The sequence below is a fragment of the Sulfitobacter sp. SH24 genome, assembly GCF_965641895.1.
Lineage (GTDB): Bacteria > Pseudomonadota > Alphaproteobacteria > Rhodobacterales > Rhodobacteraceae > Sulfitobacter > Sulfitobacter dubius.
On the sequence record NZ_OZ282575.1, the window covers coordinates 1,779,026 to 1,801,456 of the forward strand.

21 protein-coding genes, 1 tRNA gene and 1 riboswitch are annotated in these 22,431 nt (G+C 58.1%); of the genes, 6 read left to right on the plus strand and 16 right to left on the minus strand.

What is annotated here, in order from left to right; genetic code table 11:
* Positions 1-9: 9 nt before the first annotated feature.
* The 5 genes from ACSQ16_RS11375 to ACSQ16_RS11395 all read right to left on the minus strand — a co-directional run bounded on the left by ACSQ16_RS11375 (position 10) and on the right by ACSQ16_RS11395 (position 3,632).
* Entirely contained in the window at positions 10-546 is a 537-nt protein-coding gene (locus ACSQ16_RS11375) for a GNAT family N-acetyltransferase (RefSeq protein WP_243263166.1), read from the minus strand.
* A 295-nt stretch (positions 547-841) separates the two neighbouring features.
* Positions 842-1,111, minus strand: a complete 270-nt coding sequence (gene rpmA, locus ACSQ16_RS11380; protein WP_007119633.1) for a 50S ribosomal protein L27 — start codon at positions 1,109-1,111, stop codon at positions 842-844.
* A gap of 12 nt (positions 1,112-1,123) precedes the next feature.
* On the minus strand, positions 1,124-1,813 hold the full coding sequence (locus tag ACSQ16_RS11385; RefSeq protein ID WP_243263100.1) for a 50S ribosomal protein L21: 690 nt from the start codon (positions 1,811-1,813) through the stop codon (positions 1,124-1,126).
* A 206-nt stretch (positions 1,814-2,019) separates the two neighbouring features.
* Positions 2,020-2,829: a DUF2059 domain-containing protein gene (locus tag ACSQ16_RS11390; RefSeq protein ID WP_243263099.1), complete on the minus strand. Its 810-nt coding sequence runs from the start codon at positions 2,827-2,829 to the stop codon at positions 2,020-2,022.
* Positions 2,829-3,632, minus strand: coding sequence for a DUF2059 domain-containing protein (locus ACSQ16_RS11395; protein ID WP_243263165.1), 804 nt, complete (start codon positions 3,630-3,632; stop codon positions 2,829-2,831). The genes ACSQ16_RS11390 and ACSQ16_RS11395 overlap by 1 nt, the downstream gene beginning before the upstream one ends.
* A gap of 184 nt (positions 3,633-3,816) precedes the next feature.
* Here ACSQ16_RS11395 and ACSQ16_RS11400 point away from each other — a divergent pair.
* Positions 3,817-3,906 (plus strand) — tRNA-Ser (locus ACSQ16_RS11400).
* 382 nt (positions 3,907-4,288) lie between these two features.
* On the opposite strand, the gene ACSQ16_RS11405 is transcribed toward ACSQ16_RS11400, so the two are convergent.
* From ACSQ16_RS11405 to ACSQ16_RS11420, 4 genes are read right to left on the minus strand one after another with little or no spacing between them, the layout of a single operon-like run.
* Positions 4,289-5,017 (minus strand): DUF1499 domain-containing protein, encoded by a 729-nt coding sequence (locus ACSQ16_RS11405; RefSeq protein ID WP_243263098.1) that lies wholly within the window; start codon positions 5,015-5,017, stop codon positions 4,289-4,291.
* Positions 5,018-5,052: 35 nt separating this feature from the next.
* Positions 5,053-6,411, minus strand: a complete 1,359-nt coding sequence (locus ACSQ16_RS11410) for an efflux transporter outer membrane subunit (RefSeq protein WP_243263097.1) — start codon at positions 6,409-6,411, stop codon at positions 5,053-5,055.
* Positions 6,408-9,515 carry an efflux RND transporter permease subunit gene (locus ACSQ16_RS11415; RefSeq protein ID WP_243263096.1) on the minus strand — a complete coding sequence of 1,036 codons (3,108 nt, stop codon included), beginning with the start codon at positions 9,513-9,515 and terminating at the stop codon, positions 6,408-6,410. The genes ACSQ16_RS11410 and ACSQ16_RS11415 overlap by 4 nt, the downstream gene beginning before the upstream one ends.
* A 3-nt stretch (positions 9,516-9,518) precedes the next feature.
* Positions 9,519-10,700, minus strand: a complete 1,182-nt coding sequence (locus ACSQ16_RS11420) for an efflux RND transporter periplasmic adaptor subunit (protein ID WP_243263095.1) — start codon at positions 10,698-10,700, stop codon at positions 9,519-9,521.
* 78 nt (positions 10,701-10,778) lie between these two features.
* On the opposite strand from ACSQ16_RS11420, the gene ACSQ16_RS11425 reads away from it, so the two are divergent.
* Complete coding sequence (locus ACSQ16_RS11425) at positions 10,779-11,363, plus strand: TetR/AcrR family transcriptional regulator (protein ID WP_243263094.1); 585 nt, start codon at positions 10,779-10,781, stop codon at positions 11,361-11,363.
* Between the two features lie 83 nt (positions 11,364-11,446).
* Here the strand turns inward: ACSQ16_RS11425 and ACSQ16_RS11430 are convergent, their stop codons facing one another.
* The gene (locus ACSQ16_RS11430; RefSeq protein WP_243263093.1) at positions 11,447-12,019 is read right to left on the minus strand and encodes a TetR/AcrR family transcriptional regulator; all 573 of its coding nucleotides are present in this window, start codon (positions 12,017-12,019) and stop codon (positions 11,447-11,449) included.
* Positions 12,020-12,123: 104 nt separating this feature from the next.
* Here ACSQ16_RS11430 and ACSQ16_RS11435 point away from each other — a divergent pair, with 104 nt between their 5' ends.
* Positions 12,124-13,341 (plus strand): multidrug effflux MFS transporter, encoded by a 1,218-nt coding sequence (locus ACSQ16_RS11435; protein ID WP_243263092.1) that lies wholly within the window; start codon positions 12,124-12,126, stop codon positions 13,339-13,341.
* Positions 13,342-13,910: 569 nt separating this feature from the next.
* On the opposite strand, the gene ACSQ16_RS11440 is transcribed toward ACSQ16_RS11435, so the two are convergent.
* The gene (locus ACSQ16_RS11440; RefSeq protein ID WP_317406207.1) at positions 13,911-14,675 is read right to left on the minus strand and encodes a phytochelatin synthase family protein; all 765 of its coding nucleotides are present in this window, start codon (positions 14,673-14,675) and stop codon (positions 13,911-13,913) included.
* A gap of 900 nt (positions 14,676-15,575) precedes the next feature.
* Here ACSQ16_RS11440 and ACSQ16_RS11445 point away from each other — a divergent pair.
* The 3 genes from ACSQ16_RS11445 (at position 15,576) to ACSQ16_RS11455 (ending at position 17,215) form a co-directional block, all read left to right on the plus strand.
* Entirely contained in the window at positions 15,576-15,833 is a 258-nt protein-coding gene (locus ACSQ16_RS11445; RefSeq protein ID WP_093926257.1) for a YjhX family toxin, read from the plus strand.
* A gap of 14 nt (positions 15,834-15,847) precedes the next feature.
* The gene (locus ACSQ16_RS11450; RefSeq protein ID WP_243263090.1) at positions 15,848-16,294 is read left to right on the plus strand and encodes a GNAT family N-acetyltransferase; all 447 of its coding nucleotides are present in this window, start codon (positions 15,848-15,850) and stop codon (positions 16,292-16,294) included.
* 396 nt (positions 16,295-16,690) lie between these two features.
* The gene (locus ACSQ16_RS11455; protein ID WP_243263089.1) at positions 16,691-17,215 is read left to right on the plus strand and encodes an AAA family ATPase; all 525 of its coding nucleotides are present in this window, start codon (positions 16,691-16,693) and stop codon (positions 17,213-17,215) included.
* A 249-nt stretch (positions 17,216-17,464) separates the two neighbouring features.
* Here the strand turns inward: ACSQ16_RS11455 and ACSQ16_RS11460 are convergent, their stop codons facing one another.
* From ACSQ16_RS11460 to ACSQ16_RS11480, 5 genes are all read right to left on the minus strand, one after another.
* Positions 17,465-17,875: a pseudoazurin gene (locus tag ACSQ16_RS11460; RefSeq protein WP_435988493.1), complete on the minus strand. Its 411-nt coding sequence runs from the start codon at positions 17,873-17,875 to the stop codon at positions 17,465-17,467.
* A 10-nt stretch (positions 17,876-17,885) separates the two neighbouring features.
* Positions 17,886-18,647 (minus strand): ABC transporter ATP-binding protein, encoded by a 762-nt coding sequence (locus ACSQ16_RS11465; protein WP_243263087.1) that lies wholly within the window; start codon positions 18,645-18,647, stop codon positions 17,886-17,888.
* Positions 18,644-19,696 carry a FecCD family ABC transporter permease gene (locus ACSQ16_RS11470; RefSeq protein WP_435988796.1) on the minus strand — a complete coding sequence of 351 codons (1,053 nt, stop codon included), beginning with the start codon at positions 19,694-19,696 and terminating at the stop codon, positions 18,644-18,646. Before ACSQ16_RS11470 ends, ACSQ16_RS11465 begins: the two co-directional genes overlap by 4 nt.
* Positions 19,697-19,698: 2 nt before the next feature.
* Positions 19,699-20,709, minus strand: coding sequence for an ABC transporter substrate-binding protein (locus ACSQ16_RS11475; RefSeq protein ID WP_243263086.1), 1,011 nt, complete (start codon positions 20,707-20,709; stop codon positions 19,699-19,701).
* Positions 20,710-20,812: 103 nt separating this feature from the next.
* Positions 20,813-21,002: riboswitch (cobalamin riboswitch) on the minus strand.
* Between the two features lie 100 nt (positions 21,003-21,102).
* Positions 21,103-22,398, minus strand: coding sequence for a TrkH family potassium uptake protein (locus ACSQ16_RS11480; protein ID WP_243263085.1), 1,296 nt, complete (start codon positions 22,396-22,398; stop codon positions 21,103-21,105).
* Between the last annotated feature and the right edge of the window lie 33 nt (positions 22,399-22,431).

Consider the following 22,431-nt stretch of genomic DNA (forward strand, 5'->3'; position numbering starts at 1 on the left):
GAAACGGTCCTACAGCTTGCGGCTATAGGTCCATGTGGGTACGGCAGCATCGCGGGCCAAGCAATAGGTTTCCGCGTCGCCGAGATAGACAAACCCTGCATTGGTCAGCACCTTGGCCGAGGCCGGGTTGTCGTGAAAAACAGAGGCAAAGAGTGCGTCATTGCCCAATGGGTTGGCATCCACCAAAGCCTGCACCGCGTCAGAGGCCAGATGGGTGTTCCAGAAAGCAGGCGCGACCCAATAGCCGACTTCGGACTGGTTGCGGTCCAACCGGGTCAGGGAGATCACGCCCATCACTTCGGAACTCTCTGCGCGGGTGCCGTCCATGACCCAGACGTCCTCTTCACGGTCAGCAGACATGGCACGGGTGATATAGGCCTCAACACTGCCGGGCGGCAGCGGATGCGGGATCGAGGATGTCGCCTTGGCCACCCGCGGGTCGCTGGCGTACATCTCAATCATGCCCATATCCGACCGGCGCACCGGGCGCAGGTCAAAACGCTCTGTCTCAATAACCGGTTGGTTCACAATCGCTTCCAACTGCATTGTCATGCTCCTCCTCCGAACAGACTGAATTGGGGGCCTCTGGCCAGATTGGCCGCCCCTGCCCCGATCAGGCGCAAACGCCGCCCCGAGGCTTTGATACATTCGACATATTCCTCCCTGCCGAATGTAACGACTTTATCAAATTTAGACCCACGCCCTGAAAGGGCGGAAAAGCGGCCTTCCGGGTTTAAGCACCCTAAATCTGAAAACAAACACATGGGACTTATCCCGAAATAAGAAAAGGGACCGGCGGTATCGCCGATCCCTGATTTTTTCAAACCCTGTGGGGTACGGCTTATTCAGCGGCCTCCGCGCGTGGCAGAACCGAAATAAACGTGCGGTTTTTCAGACCCTTGTGGAAGGTCACAGCACCGTCGACGGTTGCGAAGATCGTGTGATCTTTGCCCATGCCAACGCCGTTGGCAGGCCAAAACTTGGTGCCGCGCTGACGCACGATAATGTTGCCAGGGATAACGGCTTCGCCGCCATATTTCTTAACGCCAAGGCGACGACCAGCTGAGTCGCGCCCGTTACGGGATGAACCGCCTGCTTTTTTATGTGCCATCTCGGTCTCTCCTTAGCCTTTGGTCTTTTCTTTGGCCTGATCGACCCAGCCTTCACGCTGGATACGGCCTTTGAAAGACAGTTTCTCGTCAACTTCAGCGATATCCGCTTCGGTCCATGCTGCGATCTGCGCGAAAGATGTGATCCCCGCTTCGTGCAGCTTCTTCTCAAGTGCCGGGCCAACGCCGCTCAGCTCTTTCAGGTCGTCGGAACCCGCGTCGGCTTTCTTCGCCTTGGGTGCGGCTTTTTCGGCCTTCGCTTTGGGCGCGGCGGCCTTCTTGCTTTTGGCTGGCTTTACAGCGTCATCGGATTTGCCGGTGATCGCAGCAACAGCGGCAGCGCTTACGGAGCCGGTACCGATGGCAGCAGCAACGCCCGACTTCTCTGCGCCGGAGGCGAGGATGTCGGTGATCTTGATCAGGGTCAGTTTCTGACGGTGACCTTTGGTACGCTTGGAAGAGTGCTTCCGGCGACGCTTGACGAAGTTGATAACCTTCTCGCCTTTGATCTGGTCAACGACTTCGGCCTGAACGCCTGCATCTTTAACCATAGGCGCGCCGAGCACGGGGCTGTCGCCGCCGAGCATCAGAACTTCGTTGAACTGGACCGTTTCGCCAGCATTGGCCGCAATACGTTCAACCCGTAGCATATCGCCGGATTGCACTTTGTATTGCTTGCCGCCTGTCTTGATGACCGCAAACATGCGTCTTCCTTTTCTGTCATCCGCGTTCTGTGGCCCCCGCTTGGGAGTTGTGGAATGGCTTTCCGGCCAATCCGCCTCGAACAGCGCGCCCATGGGGCGTCATTAAAAATAAATCCCTAAGACGGATTAACCGCCGGGATGCGGGCTTATCTTCGGAATGGGTGGGTAAGTCAAGCAGGTTTTCGAGCGCTGGATCAGCAAAGCTGTCAGAGGTTCTCAGCCACCATGTTCAATGCCACAGCACGGCCCAATGCGTAAGAGATGTCCTCATATGCGTGGCCAAAACCGTCGAAAAGTGCGCGATTCAGGGCACCCCCTGCATCGGTTTCGGAAAATGCGGCATAGCGTTCAATCTCGGCGTCGCTCAAGGGGTGATAGGCCAGCAGCATGTAGGCATGTGCCCAAACAGAGGTGTCCTCGGTCACCGCATCAAGGTCACCGCCAATTTCAGAGAGCAGGTCTTCATCGCTGTCTTCGAGCGCGCCGCCGTCGCGCATACCGCGTAGAAACTGAAAATTGCTATTAAGCGCCGTGCTAACGTTGCGGTCGACCATATCGGCAGATGTAATCAAGCGGCGGATCAAAGCAAGCCGTGGGTCATTATCCCCAGCCAGTACCCCATAGTTTGCCCGCGCGATCTGCTCGACTTCACGCTCGGCAATGGCGGCGCGGGCGGCATTTTCCAACGCGACGATCCGACCGCCCAGATCTGTAGTGTAAAAGTCGATTGCTTCCTCTACCGCGGAAGGGCTCATCGTTTCTTCGAGCGCGCGGCGCACGGCTTCTACCATCCGCTCGGGGTCATGGATGCGCTCGACCTGCAACGTCCAACCCGGACCGCCCTGCCCGCCTAGCATGTCTTGGTTCAACGTTTCTGCATGGGCCTGCCCCTCATCGCTTAGGATCGCTGCCGCTTCGCGCAGCTCCAACAGATCGACGAGAACGGTCATCCGCGCGTCGGCCCAAGCGGGCAGAGCCACAAGCCATAGAAGCGGGGCAAAAATCCATGCGCGCATCAGATATCCTGACTGGGTTGCATCGCCGCAAGGCGAGCGGCTACGGCCTCGAAACGGTTAGCCATGATCTCATATTGAACTGCGTTCATCAGGGTATAAACTTGCTGCATCTTCGGATGCTCCAGCGCATCGGCATAGGCCGCAAGGTCGTCGTCCGAGAAGGATTGATAGGTATAGGCGGCGTTGGCCAGCGCATTCGCGGCAATCTGAGCGCCTAAGTCATCCGCCTGTGCGCGCATCACCTCGCGCAAGTCAGGTTCTTCCATCTGCAATTCGATCACCCCGGCACCGGCAGCGGCGAGTAGGAACCGTATCTGCACCTCCTGAATGGCCCGAACGGATATTTCTTCGACATCGCTGGCAACATTTAACCGCCGCAAGGTCTCTAACCGGGGTGAATCTATCTGCTCTAGCCCCGCAATGATGGCTGCGCCGCTTTCGGCCTTCAGCCCGTCATCCTCTGTCATATGCGCTTTATTTTCTACGTTGACCAAACGCGTACCCAGATCGCTCGCGTAAAAGCTGGCGGCGTGATCCAACAGATCGTCGCTCAGCGTTTCGGCCAATATGTCCAACGCCATGTCATGCATCAACTCGGTGTCGAACACATCCCCAACCAGCCGTGACCATTCCGATCCAAAATCCTCGGTCTGAAGTCCCAGCATCTCGGGTGCAGAATCGGCAGAAAGCCGGATACTATCCAACGCGACGTCAAAGCCGGTCACTTCCAAAAACCGCTCCAGCGCACCGCGATCAGCTGCGCGCAATGGGTTGGCAAACGCGATCAACGCAATGAATGCCATAACGAAGGGGGCGATAATCAGACGATTTTGACGGAACACGGGCTGTCCTTTCGGAGAATTCTAACCTTAAACTTAGGCCTTCCCAGCCCCGGCGCAACGAAAATTCAATAACTTTTGGTTGATGCGCAAAACCCCTCTTGCCACTGCCAGAAAAGGCGACTAAACGGGCCACCCAGACCCCCGCGGAGAGGTGCCGGAGTGGTCGAACGGGGCGGTCTCGAAAACCGTTGAGCCTTCACGGGTTCCCAGGGTTCGAATCCCTGTCTCTCCGCCACTATTACCCTGACAAAGCTTATATCAATGCGGAATTCAGGGCGTAGTGCGCCCGCTTCTCGCGCAGCTTCGAATGGTGAAAAGCGTAATACTATGGCACCATTTTCACTTTCTGGCTGCGCCGATTATCCCCCCTATGGTCGTCGACTGTGTCCACTATCCTATAGTAAGAGCGTTTGACCGCGCCGAGGCGTAGAGCCGCGCTTTACGGCCCCAGCCCCCAGCGGCGCCGGCACCACGTCACTTCTGGAGGAGCACAGGGTGTCGCCACAAGATCAAAAGAACGTCGCCGCCGGGTCAGCCCCTATGGATATGCCGCCGTTCAGGTCGCCCATTATCAGCGGCACGGCAAAGGCATAATGCCAGATCGGAAATCGTACAGCTCACCCCTTGGAGAACTGTTGTTGAAAGGTACGAATGCGTGCTGCATTGACGCCTTGGTCACTGCGCCCCACCCGTGAAACGCCGCGCATGTCCACGCGGCTCCCGTTCTCGGCAGGGGTAACTGAAACGACAATATCGTCGGCGAAATAGAAGACAGATGTGCGCGCCGTGGCCTCGAACCGATGGCGGCTTGGGTCGGTCGCAACGATTTCCCACCTCATTTCGTCTGCCACCTGCAATGCCCGCTCAAAGGCTGCGTCCGTGCTCAGGCCGGTCTCAAGGGGCGCAATATCGGGATAGGCTGTCCCTTGTTGGTCCGCCACTTCCGCACCGCCGTATTCGAGCGTGTTGCGCGCACCCGCGCGGGTGTCATCCAGCACCTCGAAGGCCGGGGGATTGGCGGTATCAGTCGTGATGTCATGGATTGGCGCCGCGCGCGGTTGGGGGTTCACAGTGCTTGAAATCAGGGGAAACAGGACCCCCAGTCCAAGCAGCGCGACCACGCCGCCGATCGCAGCCCAACCCTTTTCGCCCCGGCCAAGATGGATGGCCAAAGCGATCAGCCCCGCGCTGAAGATGCCCACCCCGATTGCGTTGAAGTAGCTCCGGTAAAGCCCGAACCCTATGATCGGTTCCCAAAGCCCCAAGCGCGCTCCGAACAAGATCAGTGTAACGCAAATTAACCCAGCAACGGCGATCAGGGCGGCAATTTTTCCAGTATGTCTCACGTGTTCGGCCTTTCACGACCAGCGTTAATATGTGCTCAATTACTCGGCTGACCAGTCACGGCCGCCCCTGCCCCCGTCGCGATCTTCAACGTGGCCCAAGCCTGCGCCGCTTCATTCGTGGCCGAGGCCGCAGAGATCCTTGCGGCATTGGTGTTTCGGTCGGTTTCCAGCAGGTTCAACAGCGTGATGGCACCGTTTCGATAATTCTCCTGTGCCAATGTCAGCGCCCGGCTATAGTCACTGGCAGCAGTTCTCAACAGCTGCGCCCTCTGCCGCGCCCGCGACAGGTTGGACTGTGCCACCTGAACATCCTCGACCGCTTCGTTGATCGAGGCCCGCCATGCGATCTCGGCCTGTCGGGCGCCAGAGAGTTGCGCGTCACGGCTGGCTTTCAAGAGGCCCTGATTGAATACTGGAAGGGACAATTGCGGCCCGAAACTCCACGCATCTGTGGCGTCCGTACGGCCCACCGTTCCGGACAAGGACAAGGCCGGGTAAATCGCGGCCTCGGCGACGCCCACGTTGGCCACGGCAGCGGCCAAATCGGCTTCGGCGCTGCGCACATCGGGGCGATTGCGAAGCAGGTCCGCCGGTACGCCGGTGCGCGCATCCCCGGGGCTGGAGAGTTGAGGCGCGCCTTTTTGCATTTGTGCCTTGATCGGTCCCGCGGGTTCGTTCAGCAGTGTCGCGATGGCATAGACATTTGCGTCAAACAAGGCGGCGAATTGCGGCAAATCGGCACGCGCCGTCGAAAGCAAGGCCTGCGCTTCGGCCACTTCATATTCGGTGGCCGCGCCCGCATTGAACTGGCTTCGGGTGATGCTCACCGTCTCTTCGCGCGTAGCGATGGCGGTGCGCGTCAAGGCCATCGCCTCTTGGTAATAGCGCGCGTCGGAATAGGCAGCGATAAGTTCGGCCAGCCATGCAAGACGAACAGTCTCTTCCTCCGCCCGGGCGGCAGTAAGCGAGGCAACAGCGGCCTCGCGCTCGCGCCGGATACCACCGAAGAGATCAATCACCAGCGAGGCACCCAAAGACCCGCTTTCGGCAGTGCTCGTACCGCTGGTGCCGTCGCCGCCGGATGTGGTCACTGATCCGGTCAGCGATCCGTCCGCCGCAGCGTTTACCCCGGTTGTGCGCAACTCAGCTTGCGCTTGGCGTATGCGCTCACCCGCGGCAATCACATCAAGGTTCTGGGCAAGGCCACGCATAACAAGACTTGTTAGGTTCGAATCTTTGTAGTTCAGCCACCATTGCTGAGTGGCTACCGCGCCGATCTGCTCTGCATTGCCACCGACAAACCGGGTTTCCATGGCCACTTCGGGGCGCTGGTAATCAGTGCCGACAGCACAGCCCGCAACGAGCAGACCCAGCACGAGATAGTAAGGTTTCACTGAGTTTTCTCCACTCGCTTACGGAAAATTTCTGTTGTTCGGATTACGGCGACGTAGAAGACCGGCACCATCACGATCCCGATGACCGCCGAAAAGATGATCCCGCCGAGCATCCCCGTCCCGACTGATTTTTGCGCATTGGCCCCTGCCCCGGAGGCGAGCACCAGCGGCATGATGCCAAAACCAAAGGCAAGGGAGGTCATTAGGATGGGGCGCAGACGCTGGCGCGCTGCCATGACGGTGGCTTCCAGCAATACTTTGCCTTCCGCCCGAAGGGATTCCGCGAATTCAACGATCAGAATGGCATTTCGCGCCGCAAGGCCGATCGTGGTAAGCAGACCTACCTTGAAATAGACGTCGTTCGACTGTCCGAAATACCACGTTGTCACCAGCGCCCCCAGAATGCCCACGGGCACCGAAAGCATCACCGCAAAGGGCACGGCCCAGCTTTCGTAGAGGGCGGCGAGACAGAGAAAGACGACCAGCGCCGAGATCGTATAGAGAATGGCTTCCTGATCGCCGGACAACCGTTCTTGATAGCTCAGCCCCGTCCAAGCCGAGGCATAAGATCCGTCCAGATCAGCGGTAAGCTGTTCCATCACCTCCATCGCATCGCCCGAACTGATGCCCGCTGCCGCTTCGCCGGAAAGCTCCAGTGCGCGGGTGCCGCCATAGCGCGACAGCTTGGGCGTGATGGTTTCCCATTCGCGGCTGACAAAGGCCGACAGTGGTACCATCTCCGAACTGTCGTTACGCACATACCAATGGTCGATGTCATCAGGCTGCATGCGCCAGTCTGCACCGCCCTGTACAATGACCTCACGCAGGTTGTTGCCCAGAGGGAAGTCGTTGACATAGGTGCCAGAAAACACGGTCGCGAGCATGGTGTTCACGCTCGACAATGACACGCCCAGAGCCTCGGCCTTCTGTTGGTCGATACGCAGCTTCAACGATGGCTCCGTGGCCGCGTCGTTGCCGCGCAGGTTGGTCACGCGACCGTCCGCAAGCCCTGCCGCGACCAGTTTATCTGCGGCATCACTCAATGCTTCCTGACCCGCGCCTGACTGGTCGACGAGGTACATTGCAAAACCTGAAGAGGTACCCAGCCCCGGAATGGCAGGCGGTTGAAGCACAAAGATGCTGCCCAGTCGGGACTGGAAGAACTTGCCATTGGCCCGCATCATCAGATCAGCCGCATCAAGCCCGGGACGCTCTTCGTAGTCCTTGAGCCTGATGAACATCATCCCGTAGTTCTGACCAGAACCCCCAAAGCTGAACCCGACATTGGCAAAGACGCCATCAACCATTTCGGTCTCTTCGGTCAGCAAATACTGCTCGATCTGTTCAATCGTGTTGGCCGTTTGCTGGACTGTCGATCCCTGAGGCAGTTCGATCATGGTCATAAGCACGCCCTGATCTTCGGTCGGCAGGAACGACGACGGCAGACGGTCGTAGACCCAATAGGCTCCAAATCCGACGAGGGCCAATACCACCACCATACGGAAAGGCCGCATGGACAACCGCCCGACAAGCGAAGCATAGCCACCCGTCAGACGGTCAAGCCCGCCATTGAACCAGCGCAGCGGAAGCAGAGGCTTCTTGTCATGGTTCGGTTTGAGAAGCTGCGCACACATCGCAGGCGTAAGGATCAGGGCGACGAAAAGCGACAGCACCATCGCCGAAATGATCGTGACCGAGAACTGTTTGTAGATGACCCCCGTCGACCCATCCATGAAGGCCATCGGCAGGAACACAGCAGAAAGCACCATCACGATCCCGATGAGCGCCGAGGAAATCTCTCCCATACTCTTTTCCGTAGCGGCGACGGCGTCCAACCCCTCTTCTTCCATCACCCGTTCGACGTTCTCGACAACAACAATCGCGTCATCGACCAACAGACCAATGGCCAAGACCAATGCGAACATGGAAAGGGTGTTGATTGACATGCCGAAGGCGGACAAAACGCCAAAGGTTCCCAACAACACCACCGGCACGGCGATGGTCGGGATGATCGTCGCCCGCCAGCTTTGCAAGAAAAGGAAGATGACAAGAAAGACGAGGACAATCGCCTCGATCAACGTTTCATAGACTTGGTCGATGGATTCCTCGACGAAGGGCGAGGTGTCATAGGGATATTCGACCACTACGCCCTCGGGCAACGCGGAAGAAAGATTGCCCACCACGTCCCGCACCGCTTCGGCGGTATCCACCGCATTGGCACCGGTGGAAAGGTTCACCGCAAAGCCCGCCGCCGGATGACCATTAAAGCGGCTTACACTGCCGTAGTCCTCTTCGGCGAGTTCGATTGTGGCAACATCGGCAAGGTAAATGGCCGACCCGTCCGAGTTGGTCTTCAGCAGGATGTTCCGAAAGTCCTCAACCGTTCCAAGCTGGGACTGCGCCGAAAGAGAGACCGTGAACTGCTGGCCTTTCACCACCGGCTGCTCACCCAGACTGCCGACCGTCACGTTTGTGTTCTGCTCGGATACGGCTGAGGTTACGTCAGCGGAGGTCAGTTGATATTGGAACAGCTTTTCGGGATTCAACCAAATGCGCATTGCGTATTCGGTGCCGAAAACATTGATCGACCCCACCCCCGCCGTGCGCTGCACTGCGTCTTCAATCGTGCTGCTCAGCAGGTCGCCCAGTTCAAGCGAGGTATAGCTGCCGTCTTCACTGACCAGCGCTCCGACCATCAGGATCGAGCTGGTCGAGCGGGTCACCGAAACACCCCGGCTTGTCACGGCGTCAGGCAGTTGGGATTCGACCAGTTGCAGTTTATTCTGGACCTGCACCTGCGCCATGTCAGGATCAATACTGTCATCAAAGGTCAGCGATACACTCGCCGCACCTTCGCTGGAGGATGAGGTCATATAGGTGAGCCCGTCCAACCCCGTCAGCCCGTCCTCAATGACAGTGGTGACCGAATTCTCCACCGTTGCGGCTGAGGCCCCGGTATAGGTGGCGGAAATTCGAACGGTGGTGGGCGCGATATCAGGATACTGCGAGATCGGCAGACCCGTCATACTGAAAGCGCCCAGCAACATGGTGGCAATCGCCAGAACCCAAGCAAAAACAGGACGGTGGATGAAGAAACGCGCCATCAATCAATCCTCCGCCGCGGGGGCAGCGATATCCCGAGAAACGCCATCCTCGTCGATCGCCACGGCCACGGGGCTGACTTCTTGCCCTGCGCGGACGGATGAAAGGCCGTCCACGACGAGCCGATCGCCATCGTTCAGCCCCTCACGCACGATCCATGCGTTCTGATAGGTACCGTCATCTTCGAGCGTCACCTGTTCGGCCTTGCCGTCTTCACCGATAACATAAGCAGTCAGTTTACCTGAGTTGCCACGCGTCGCTGCACGCTGCGGAACAAGGTAGGCTTGCATCGTGCCAAGCACGATTTCCCCCCGCACGAACATGCCCGGAAGGATGATGTGATCAGGGTTGTCAAAGGTGAAACGGATGGTCACGGTCCCGGTGGAGGTCGAGACATTGTTGCCCGGTGTGACCAACTGCCCGGTACCGCGGTAGATGTCGCCGTTCTCTAACGTCAATGTCGCTTGAAGGGTGTCGTTTCGTTGCAGATCACCTTCGGCAATGGCGCTGCGCACCGACAGGATACGCGCGCTTGCCTCCATCATATCCACATAGATCGGATCTGAAGTGACGATGCTCGTCAAAGCGTCGGCCTGCCCAGCTGTAGCCAAATCACCCACCGAAACGGTTGATACATCTGCACGTCCGGCGATCGGGCTGGTCATGGTCGTCCACGACAGCTCGGTCTCGGCATATTCAACCGCCGCTTTGTTTGCATCAAGCGTGGCTTTTGCTTCGGCCAGACTGGCACGCGCCGCTTCGACCTCCGCCTCGGTGTAGCCGCGTCCGGCGAGTTGTTCGGCGCGGTCATAGGCCGCCTGCTTCACAGGCAGGTTGGCTTCGGCAGTGGCCAGATTGGCACGGGCTGTCGCGACAGCCGCGAGATAGGAGGCATCGTCGATCCGGAAAAGCGGATCCCCGACTTCAAGCAATTGTCCGGGCGAGTAGAGGATCTCTTCGATCACACCGCCGACACGCGGGCGCACTTCGACGTCTTGAAACGCAACGGCCCGGCCCGGCGTGGTCACAACGCGTGGGATTTCCTGCATCTGCAGGTCGATCACACCTACTTCAAGCGGCCCCGCGGTGGGCATGCCACCGGGAGGGCCGCCCTGCGCGCTCGCCATCGTGGCAGCCCCCGCAAACGCAAGCGCTGCGCCAAACATCTTCCAAACGCCGACTCTCATGTGCTTCTCGATCCTTGACTATCCAGCAGATTTTATGCCTTCTAGGCAGAAGTTGCACAGTACGCAAGGAATTCAGACATGACAGTTTCGTTACGAGAGCGAAGACGACAGCAGACGGCGCGTGAGATTCAGCTGGCGACGCTGGATCTGGCCGTTCAAAAAGGGTTAGAGAATGTGACGACCGAGGAGATCGCCGCTGCAACTGGCATCAGTACGCGGACTTTCTTTAACTATTATACCAACAAGGAAACGGCTGCGGTTGGGGCCCCGCCCCCCTTTTCGGAGGCTGCAAAAGAAGCGTTACGCAGCGGAAGCGGACCGCTTGCGGACGATCTCAAGTTATTTTTGGATCAACACTTCGCGGCGTTGACCAATGATGAACCAATCCTCCAGATGATCGGAACGGTTCTGCGCTCAAACGAAAAAGCGAGAGGTATTCTGCAAGGGTTCCTCATGATGGAGCGCAGAGAGCTTACAGAATGCCTGAGCCAACGCGTTAAGAACCCTCAAGCCGCCGCAGCACTTGCAAATTACACGACCGACGCCGTGGGCAGGGCAATCTTCCTCTGGGAACACGGAGAAGGACTGTCACTGGGTGCCGCGTTGGACATAGTTTGGGAAGGAACAATCGCCGCGGCGGCCCTGTTGACGCCGCCGTCCTGATTTTTCCGAGCATTGCCTCGGGCACTTCGGGCAAAGGATTCACTTCTGCGCCAACCCTAGTCCGAGTGCAGAGTGCCGAACGATCAGGCGAAGGTTTCCGCCACTATTTCTTTCGCGAACCCAGCGTCCAACACCCCGCGGTTCAGCAAGCGATACCAGAACGCGCCATGTATCAAGGCCGACAGTGTCTCCACGTTCCGCCCCGCCGAAAGCTCTCCACGGTCCTGCGCCCGGCGGAGCAAAGCGGTAATCATCTCCTCCCGAGGCAAAACGAAATTAGCATGAAACGACTTGTGAAACTTTGCATCCTGCTGAGAGGCCGCGATTAACGCGCGTAGGGTGTCCCCGTCGATGCGCAAGTGTTCGAAAATACGGATCAGGAAACCTTCGAGCAAGGTCCGACAATCCTCTGCCCCGTCCCAAGAAGGTTCGGCGGCATAGGTGTTGGTCTGCTCAAAAACGGCTTCGAGGACAAGATCAGCCTTCGTACTCCAGCGGTTGTAGAGCGTTTGGCGCGCCACGCCAGCCTGCTCAATGATTGCCGAAACCGAGACTTTCTCATAGCCCAGTTCCCGAACCAGACGTAGAGCCACAGCCTTCAATGCCGTGCTGGCGTCTTGATTTGCGGGCCGCCCGCTTGGCCTTTTTCCCGACATGCACAGTTCCTGTTCATAGATGCAGAATAGTCCGTGATTGATTGTTAGACGGCCGTCCACTAATTGCAAATAGACCGAAGTCTAATAATATCGCCGGAGCCAAGATGTCACAGATTTCCCTTACCCCGAAACGGGCCTTTGCCGTTACCGCCACCTTGGGCCTTTTGTCCCTCTTCCCCCCGTTGGCCACCGATATGTACCTCGCCGCACTCGGTGAGCTCGCGGCCTCGATGAACGCCACCCATACGGCGGCTGAACTTTCGCTTTCGATTTTCTTTCTCGGCCTCTGTTTCGGGCAGATCCTCATTGGCCCATTAACCGATACCTACGGGCGCAAGCGCCCGCTTCTTGTAGGGACCGTTCTGTTCACCGTCACCTCGATCGCACTGCCGCTGATGAATGACATTGCATGGTTCAATGCCCTACGGTTCCTACAGGCAATCGGCGCGAGTGCGGGAATGGTCGTCGGCCGCGCCATGGTGAAAGATCTTTATCAGGGGCAAAAGGCCGCGAAGGTTATGACCGTGCTGGTCATGTTGCTGACACTCGGGCCCATCGCGTCACCGACGATGGGCAGCCTGCTTCTCGAAGCCTTTGGCTGGCGGTCGATCTTTGCAACGATGGCGCTAATCAGCCTTGTGGCCTTGACCCTCTCCGTGGTCAGCCTGCCCGAAACCCTACCCGCTCAGGATCGACAGCCCGCGCCCATTCACGATGGCTTAAAAGCCGCGAAACGCCTCCTTTCGCAACGCGGGTTTGTCACGATGGCCTTGGTGGCGGGCCTTATCCAAAGCGGTATGTTTGCCTTTATCACAGGCTCATCGGGGGTATTCCAAGGGATTTTTGGGCTAAGCTCCATTGGCTTTGGCATCATGTTCGCGGTCATCGCGACCGCGTTAATTATCTTTGGCCGGATCAATGGGATATTGCTCAATCGTTTCAGCCCAGAACAAATTCTCAAAACCGTGTTGCCGCTCTTTGCCGCATCTACCATCCTGCTCACCCTGCTGTCTCAGACAGACTCCCTGTTGGTATTTGTCGTGCCCCTGTGGGTTTCGATCGGCTTGGTGGGCCTGCTTTCGGCAAATGCGATGTCCCTTGCAATGGAATTGACCAAGGCCGCGGCAGGGATGGGATCGGCGCTTCTGGGTGCCATCCAGTTTGCCCTCGCCTTCGCCGTTTCCAGCTTCGTGGCCGTAGGCGGAGCATCCACCGCCTTGCCAATGGCTCTTGGGCTCGCAATTCCAGCCTGCGCGGCGTCCCTGCTATATTTCGTTGCGAGACGCTCCAGTGGGTCTGAGAATTCAATTGTGGAGCTATAGAGGCTTTGCTCATTAAGAAAAGCCGCTTGGAGACATCCTGCACAGTAAACTTAACTCCCGTTTCAGCGGCGCACAGGGAGGTGCCAGATTTGGGAGGAACGGCAGAGAAAAACTGTTGAGGTCGGATTGCCCCGTCCTAGAGCAGACCTTGGCCCCGACCGAAGGTCCGTTCACCGCCCGTGTCGTAGGGCAAGATCGGCTGCTTTACTATTCGTGGTTCAAGCCAAATGCTGCTTCACCCCACCGTTAGATGTCGGGTCATCCATGCCTTCAAGAAGAGGGCTCCAGCTATTCGCCGCCCCTCTTGCTTCGCAGAGATCAGCGTCGAGGGCGGCGAATAGTCAGTGCAGCCGTTGGTATGGCTACATTCCCCGCATAAAGTCGCTACGTCTCAACAAAGGCGCGCGGCTTAGAAGGCGAAACGTAGGCTTCCGATTTGCTATGCGGCTCTAGAACTGATCGAACGTTTGGTAAGTGATCTAAACGACGTGCTGGTTGTTTAGACCTTTGCTAGCTAGATTGCCTTGTCAGTAAGCTTGTAGCGCTCTTTCGTAGCGTGACGCGACGCGCTATCCAGCGCGCTTTACGTGAACGAAACCCCCAGTTTCATTTTCCAATACCCCATGTTCGGCAGAAGTTGGCTTCGTCATGGCCTCCAAAAGAACCGGCACAGAGGTCCAATAGGGAATGTACCATTCCTGATCCACTTCAAGGATCAGCACCCGGTCCTTGGCAGCGTTATAGGCACCGATCAATGAGACATGCGGCCCATCCCAATCACCGGTAACCACACCCTGATTAAAGTATATTAGAAGTACATCCTCTGCCGTACTTTCGTTGGCGGCCAATATCGCACGCAGTTTTTCGAGGGTCGCTTCGTCAGCAGTCGTGGGCTTAAAGGTTTCTACTTGGTAGTCAGCCATATCAAGAGCAGCGAGCGTCTTGTCAGTGTATTCCACCAATTGGCTAAAGGTGACCCCGTCCCCGCCCTCCGCCGAAAGCCCGGCCCAAGTGGAATCCTCAAGTGTTTCAAGCAGTGTCGTTTGGGTCAGCACCGTATCTTCGGCCAGCTTCGGGAGGCCTCGTAACCCGTTGACAGCAGCGGTAACGGCCGCGATCGAACAGGCAGAGCTTGAAAACTGTGGCTTCACAAATGGCGAGTAGGCCCAGTAATCCGGAGCTGAGCTCTGCCGCAAATAGTCGGTCTCTTCCGGAAGTGAAGTTGCATTGGGGCCAAGTTTGGGCGCGTTTTCGTCGGCCATGGCTGAAGAAAGAACGCCGCAGAAGGCGGCACCACTAAGAAGGGCCACCCGAGCAAGGGAAACTAAAGTCATAAGTAAATTTTCCTGGATATACGGATGAAGAAACCGTACCACCGCCCTCTTACCTGTCAACGCAAATAAAATGTGGTCAAGCTAAGCTCTCCGCTGAGCCCGCGATTGGAAAAATCCTTTAGCCACCAATTTCTTAGGCGTTCTGTCCTAAGTTCTTTTCGAAGGTCAGACCTTTGGTGATTCAAGTTGGGATTGCGGTGCGCTGCCAGCCATTGGGTGAAGAGCATCGTATAGCCGCGAGTTACACTGAGCTAAAGCCTATTCTCGTGTTGCGCCGAGATGGATTGATCTGCCCTTTCAGAGGTTCGATTGGACTGGCGACAAGTAGTTTGGCGCGTTGCTGGGCCTTAAGCGCCGCGCTGCATGCCTCGAACTAGGATCTGGCGGCTCGGAATTGAACAGAGATACCGAGCCTCACTGGACCAAACGTTCAGATCAGCGGCAATCGATTGCCCGATCATCGCTGCCTCGACGTTTGACGTACTTCATCCGAAATAACTCCAAATGACATGGGTCAAGTTGTTGTTTCTCGACCTCTCCGCATAGAGCTCCTTCTTTGGCAGCCGTCAGTCCTACTTAAGCACGGCAGAGACTGTAAACGCAGGCAACGTCCTGCGCCGACCCAGCAGTGCCCAGCCGTGAATATACTGTAGCGCAGACGAAACACTGAGGCTCTTACAAAAAACCTCACTTGCTCTGAGGCCGCTGCCTCCCTAAGTCGCAATCAGCATGAAGCGAATGGCCTCATGCAATGGAGATTTTATGCAAGAGCCCCGGGCCCGCGCCCGTTCCTGAACCTTCCCAGCCGGTAGGCCTCAGGAGCAACTGACACATCAAGAACACTCACGCGCTTTGCTGAGTGATCCTGTTTCTGTGCTCTCATAAAATCGAGACAATCCATTGAATATATCAAAGCACGAACAGCGTGTTTTGCACGAACTCGCCCTTGGTGGAGCTATCCACTATGAACGGTGCGACAAGGGCAAGATCCGCGAAATCACCTGTTTTACACGCGAGGGACACGTCCTGACGGACTGCCCGCTCGACCTGTTCCAACGGCTGAGACGACGCCGCTTCATCCGCTCGCAAAACGGACGCCCCTACCGCGTGACGCGGCTGGGGATCACCTCTGTGCGTGCGCAACTTAACCAACGCTAAAAGGATCAAAGACAATGAATGATACAACTGAAACCATCCGCCTCTACCTCGCCGAGGACGTTGAGGCGGTAATCGACATCTGGCAGCGGGCGAACGCCTTGGCCCATCCGTTTCTTTCCAAAGACTTCGTCGCCGAGGTGCATCAGGCGATGCGGGACGTCTACCTGCCCAACGCCGAATCCTATGTTCTGGAAAAGGGTGGGAACGTTGCCGGCTTCATTGCACTTATCGGCAATGAGATCGGCGGCCTGTTTCTCGATCCAGCGTTGCATGGGCAAGGCCATGGCCGGGCATTGGTGGACCACGCGGTCTCACTCAAGGGCCCACTGTCCGTAGAGGTTTTCCGCGAAAATAAAATCGGGCGGCCCTTCTATGAGCGCTACGGGTTCGATTTCGTCGCCGACGAGTTGCACGCGCCGTCCGGTCAGGTTAGCCGCAAAATGGCGATGCCGGGCGCGTAATCTCACGAATATACTGCCCGCCCCCGTGAGTGGGGGGCGGGCAAACCAACCTTCGTCGTGCGATCCCAAGCGGTTCCGTTCGTGACGATAGTGCTGTGTGAACTGTGCCTTATGGAGCGTAATGCGCCCGACACCCATGCAAACTTTCGGCGGATGATGTTGAGTTGAAATGCAATCCGCATTCTTACTCTGCGGGCCATGAATATCTGCTCAACGCCCGTCTTTCGCAGCCGAATTCGCTGCGATTGCGAAATGCTCGACCAGTTTGCTTGTTAGGTTGGGCTCTAAACTCTCCTATGGCGGTAAAGCAATATAAGAACCACTTAGTTTCCGGCAATGCGGTCTTGCCTGCCGTTCGACTGGTGGATTAGACCCCCTCCGTGATAACTTCCCAGAATGAATATCTTAGTTTCTCTTTCCGGGCTTCCTGGGGTCGGCAAAACGACCTTGGCAAAGAAACTGGCGGCGCTTACTCCGGCTATCCATCTTCGTGTAGATTCCGTTGAAACGGCTCTGAAACGAAGCATTCTAAGTATTCATCCCGCAGAGGATGCAGGCTACTTGGCACTCGCAGCTATTGCGAAAGACAACCTTTTGCTTGGCTTCGACGTTATTACCGATACGGTCAATCCCATCGAAATTTCACGACAACTATGGACGAAGACCGCTTCCGATGGCGCGGCTCACCTGTTGAACGTCGAAGTAATCTGTTCGGATAAAGCGCTTCATCGAAAACGAGTCGAGACGCGTATCAGCGATATCAAAGGGCTTGTCGTTCCCAACTGGCACGAGGTCTTTAAACGGACCTTTGAGCCGTGGAAGTGCGATCGCTTAATCGTGGATACCGCCCTTAACTCAGTTGACGAATGCGCAATTATGATCGCAAAGGAAATGGACCGTTTGAGGGATGCGCCTCAGTAAGTTTAGTTCCCATGCCGACCTACGCTGCGGGCAAAAGTGTCTCAAGCTGTCGACGATCACCGCGCCGAATGCCGCCTCAAGACCTTTGCGGCCCAGACGGTACATTGGGTACTCTACGTCGCCATTCTCATACTGCCCCTTTCGGGCTGGGTAATGCATTCGGCCGAAGTGAGCTTTGCGGGGATCGTGTTGGCAGCCATGGTCGCGGCACATATCGGTGGCACTTTCGAACTATCTGTCGCTCTCCAGTCATCGGTTGAGAATCTCCGACATCCGCTCTCGTGCACGGGTAGGCAGCGCAGACGGCAGGGGCGCTGCGTCATCGACCTCCCCCACGTCGACGATCATTACCATCCCCATAGCGTAATGCGGCGAGCACTTGATGCCGTAGCGTCCCTCGATCTCGAAACTGACCGATTCTTCTTCGTCGATTTCTCCAATGAAACGCTCGGCCCCTTCGGGCAACATCTCGGAAATAGACGCGGCGTTGTGGCCGTGCTGTGCTGGCAGGAAACGGACCGTGTCGCCGGGAGCGATTTGCAGATGGGCGGGCTCGTAGACCATCGCGCCGGTGTCTCCGCGCGTCAGCATTTTCACATCATGGGTTTCGGCGTATCCGAGGGACGGCAGAAGGGTGATCAGTGCGGTCAGAAGTCGCATGGGTGATCCTTTACAGAGCATGAGAAAAGTGGAGGCGTGACGAGCCATCCGGAACCGCATGGCGCATGGCCGACACGCCGAAAACTTCGGCAAGCAGCGGCTCGCTCAAAACCTCGGTCGGAGAACCAATGGCGAAAAGCCGACCTCCGCTGAGCACCCCGATCCGGTCGCAGGCCATAGCCTGGTTGAGATCGTGCAGCGCGACGACGCGGGTTATCGGTAGGCTCCCGACAAGTTCCATGAGTGAAAGCTGATGGCGGATGTCGAGGTGGTTGGTGGGCTCGTCGAGCAGCAGGAGATCGGGTGTCTGCGCAAGCGCGCGGGCGATGTGGACGCGCTGGCGTTCACCGCCCGAGAGGGTATGCCAGAGGCGATCAGTGAATGCGGTCATCTCCACCGCTCCAAGGGCGTCCGACACCGCAGCATCATCGACCCCGCGCCACCCGCGCAGAGGCGAGAGGTAGGGCGTCCGCCCCAGTTCAACTGCTTCGAGGACGGTCAGGCGATCCGTCGTATCGGCTTGCTGCTCAACGAAGGCGATGCGCTGCGCGCGCGTCCGGGCCGGAATTCTTACAAGGTCCGCACCTTCGGCCAGGACGCGCCCGATGGAAGCCCGGTGCAGCCCGGCCAGACAGCGCATCAGCGTCGATTTGCCCGAACCATTTGGGCCGATCAAGCCGAACAACTCTCCAGGCTCGATCCGGAGCGTGATGTCCTGAAGGAGCGGCGTGCGATGCACGCGCGCCGACAGGGCCTCTACCTCTATCCTCATCGGCGCGCACCTCGAACGAGGATCAGCGCAAAGGCAGGGGCACCGACGAGCGCGGTCACCACTCCGATGGGGAGGACCTGACCCGGGACTATGACGCGGCTGATCACATCGGCCGCGACAAGGAACACTGCCCCGGCAAGAGCAGATGCCGGCACCAGGCGATCGTGGCGCGTGCCTACGAGAAACCGCATGGCATGGGGGACGACCAGCCCCACAAAGCCGATTGCCCCCACCTTCGAGACGAGAACGCCGACCATGATCGCGGTCGCGGTGATCAGGCTACCGCGCAGGGCTGGCACGTTGATCCCGAGCGACGCCGCCCCGTCCGCCCCGAAGGTGAAGGCATCAAGCCCGCGCCGGTGCCAAATGCAAAGGCCCACCCCAGCAAGGGAGACCAGCGTACAGGCCATAACATCTTCCCATCGAATACCAGAGAGGTTGCCCATCAGCCAGAACATGATGCCGCGCGCCTGCTCGGCATTGGCCGAGCGGGCAATGGTGAAGGCCGTCAGTGCATTGAACATCTGCGATCCGGCAATGCCCGCAAGGATAATCGCGGCCGCAGCCTGTGTGGCACGGCCGCCACCCGCCCCTCCGCTCACGGCATGGGCCAAGACCACGACGCAGCCGAATGCAAGAAGCGCACCGGTCAGTGCCCCGAACGACATGGAAATCACGCCGCCGCCGACGCCCGCGACCGTTACCAGAACCGCCCCGGTCGAGGCACCCGCCGAAAGGCCCATAAGGTAGGGATCGGCCAGCGGATTACGCAGGAGCGCCTGAAGCACGACGCCTGTCAGCGCTAGCCCCCCACCGCAACAGGCGGCGACAATGGCCCGAGGGAGGCGATAGCTCCAAATGATCCCCGCCTCGATCCCGTCCACGGGATAGCTCGCGCCCCAAAGGTGGTTCGCCAACGTTTGAAGGACGGTGGCGAAGGGCAGCCGTGTCTCGCCGATTGCCGTCCCGGCGAGAATGGTGAGACCGAGGATCAGTGGCGCCGCCCACAGGCGCCGCACCGGCGCGACCCGTGGCTGCGCGGCCACCATCGTCATTCGAACGACATCTCCGAGAGCGCCTCAGACAGCGTCTCCAGCCCGTAAATTGAGCGCATCGTCGCGCTCATCGCATGGGCGTCCATCTGCACGATCCGCCCCTTTTGCACGGCCGTCATTTGGCTTGCCACGGGATCGTTGCGCAAGAACTCCAGCTTCTTCTCGACATTATCGGCCGGAAAACGGCGGCGGTCCATGTAGGCGATGACGATGACGTCCGGATCAGCGCGGGCGATGCTCTCCCAGCCGACCGTCGGCCACTCCTCGTCCGAAGCGATGACGTTCTCGATACCGAGAGCGCCCATCATGTAGCCCGGCGCGCCGAGCTGCCCGGCGACATAGGGGTCAATCTCCAGATCGGCGGATGAAAACCAAAACACTGCCGACAGATCGTCCGGCAGTTTGAGCCCAGAGGCCCTGGCGATGGCATCTTCCTCCGTGGTTTGTAGCTCGGCGACCAATTCCTCGCCCGCGTCTTGCACGTCGAAGATCGTCGCGAGTTCGCTGATGCCTTTGTAGACCGACGCGGTCTTGAAGGCGCCGGTTCGGGTGCCATCGCCACCGGTGGAATTGTCTTTGGTGTCGCAATCGGCAGGCATGATGTAGGTGGGGATGCCGATGTCGTGGAACATCTCGCGCGTGCCCACTATCCCGCTTTCTCCGACGTGCCATTCATATTGTACGGCGACCAGACCGGGCTTCTTCGCGACCACGCTCTCGAAGCTCGGGTCGTTATCGGCAATCCGCTCGATCCCGTCGTTCACCGCGGTGAATTCAGGCAGGACCGGGTTGAACCAGACCGAAGTGCCCGAGACCTTTGGCGCAAGACCAAGAGAATAGAGGATCTCTGTCGCAGACTGGCCAATGGTCACGGCACTGTCCGGAGCGGCGTCGAAGGATATTTCGACACCACAATTCGTGAGATTGAGGGGGTAGTTTGTTTCCTGCGCTTGCAGGGGAAGTGCGGCGCTGGCCACCAAAGTGGCCGCAATCAAGGTCTGTCTCATCCGATCCGTCCCGTCAGATAGGACCGTCAGGGGCAAGACGCGAAACGAAATATGGCCAGGGCGGCCATGTCGAGTTTCCCGCCCCGGTACACCCCGTCCGGTCGTGGTTTCATATCCGTCGGCAGGTCTCCTGACTGGCGGGTTACAGCACCTCTCGCCTTCCCGGGGTAATCCCAGTGGCATTTTGAGAGGCGCTCGCCGCCTACAGTTGCGGGGGCAGTTCCGTTTCCCGGCTGTGACCGGAACGGATTCCCTTTCAATTCCCGAAGGAAACCGACGCCGAAATCAGTGACAGGTTTTTCAACCGGTGGCAATCACTGGTTGCGCATGGGATTCTCAAATCATCCGGCGGACCAGCGCCGAAGAACAACCACTAGCGAACTTCGCTGCCCCTCACCCTAAGTAGATCTGCCCTGAGGGATATTTCACCTTAGGAACGCTGCGTGTGGCGAGGAAAAAGCCGATTGCCAAGGGCCCGACCCGCCCGACGAACATGATCAACATGAGGATAAAGCGCCCGATGCCATCTAACTCCGCCGTAATACCGCGCGACAGGCCGACCGTTCCGAAAGCGGATGTAACCTCAAAGGCAATATCGGTGAACTGGCCGTCGTGGTTAATTGTCATGACGAAAACCCCCGTCAGGACCAGCAGCATGGAGATCGTGGTGAGAGCCAAGACTTTCATCACCTCGTCCAGCCCCAAGGACCGGCCAAAGGCGTGTAGCGTCGTCTGACGTCGAAAGAATGCGATCGTGGCAAGCAGCAAAACAAAGAGCGTGGTCACCTTGATCCCGCCCGCCGTCGAAGTGCTGCCGCCCCCCACCAGCATCAGCGTCATTGTCAGCAAAGAGGTGCTGTCATGCATGCCGCCGGTGTTGATCGTGTTGAAACCGGCGGTCCGCGGCGTGGTGCCTTGAAACCAACTTGCCCATAGTTTCTCAATGACACTCAAGGGGCCGAGGGTCTCAGGATTGCCCCATTCCAGCAGGCCAAACATGACACTTCCCCAAGTGATCAGCAGTGCCGTGCCAACCAGCATCAGCTTGGAATGCAGGGTCAGTTTACGCCAATTCCGGCTGCGATACACATCGCCCACCACAATAAACCCAAGTCCGCCAAGGATGAAAAGCGCAGGGATCACCAGATTGATGATCGGGTTTCCCACCCATTGCGACAGGCTATCGGGATGCAGGGCAAACCCGGCATTGTTGAAGGCTGAGATCGAGTGAAAGACCGCCTCCCACAGCCCGGCCCAGCCGAACTCAGGCACAAAGACCAAGGCCAGAAGCGCTGCACCCACCGCTTCGCAAGAAACCGCGATGATCAGGATCATACGGGCGATATAGGACAGGTTTGACAGGGATGTCTGGTTCAGGTCCTCGCGCAGGATCAGCCGTTGCGGCATGCCGATAGGAATACCAAGCGCGCCCAGCAACAGCACCGCAAAGGTCATCAGGCCAAGACCGCCAAGCTGGATCAACGCTGCGATCACCGCTTGACCAAAGCCCGTGAATGTCGCCCCGGTATCGGCGAGCACCAGCCCCGTGACCGTTACTGCGGAGGTCGAGGTGAAAAGCGCCTCGCCCAGACCGATATCACCGTGATGCGAAATCGGCAGCCAGAGCAGAATGGCCCCCAGAATGATGAATGCCATATAATAGAGCGACAAAAGCGCAGGCGGCGGCATCCGCAGGGTCTTTTTCCGCCGCAAAAGGGACCG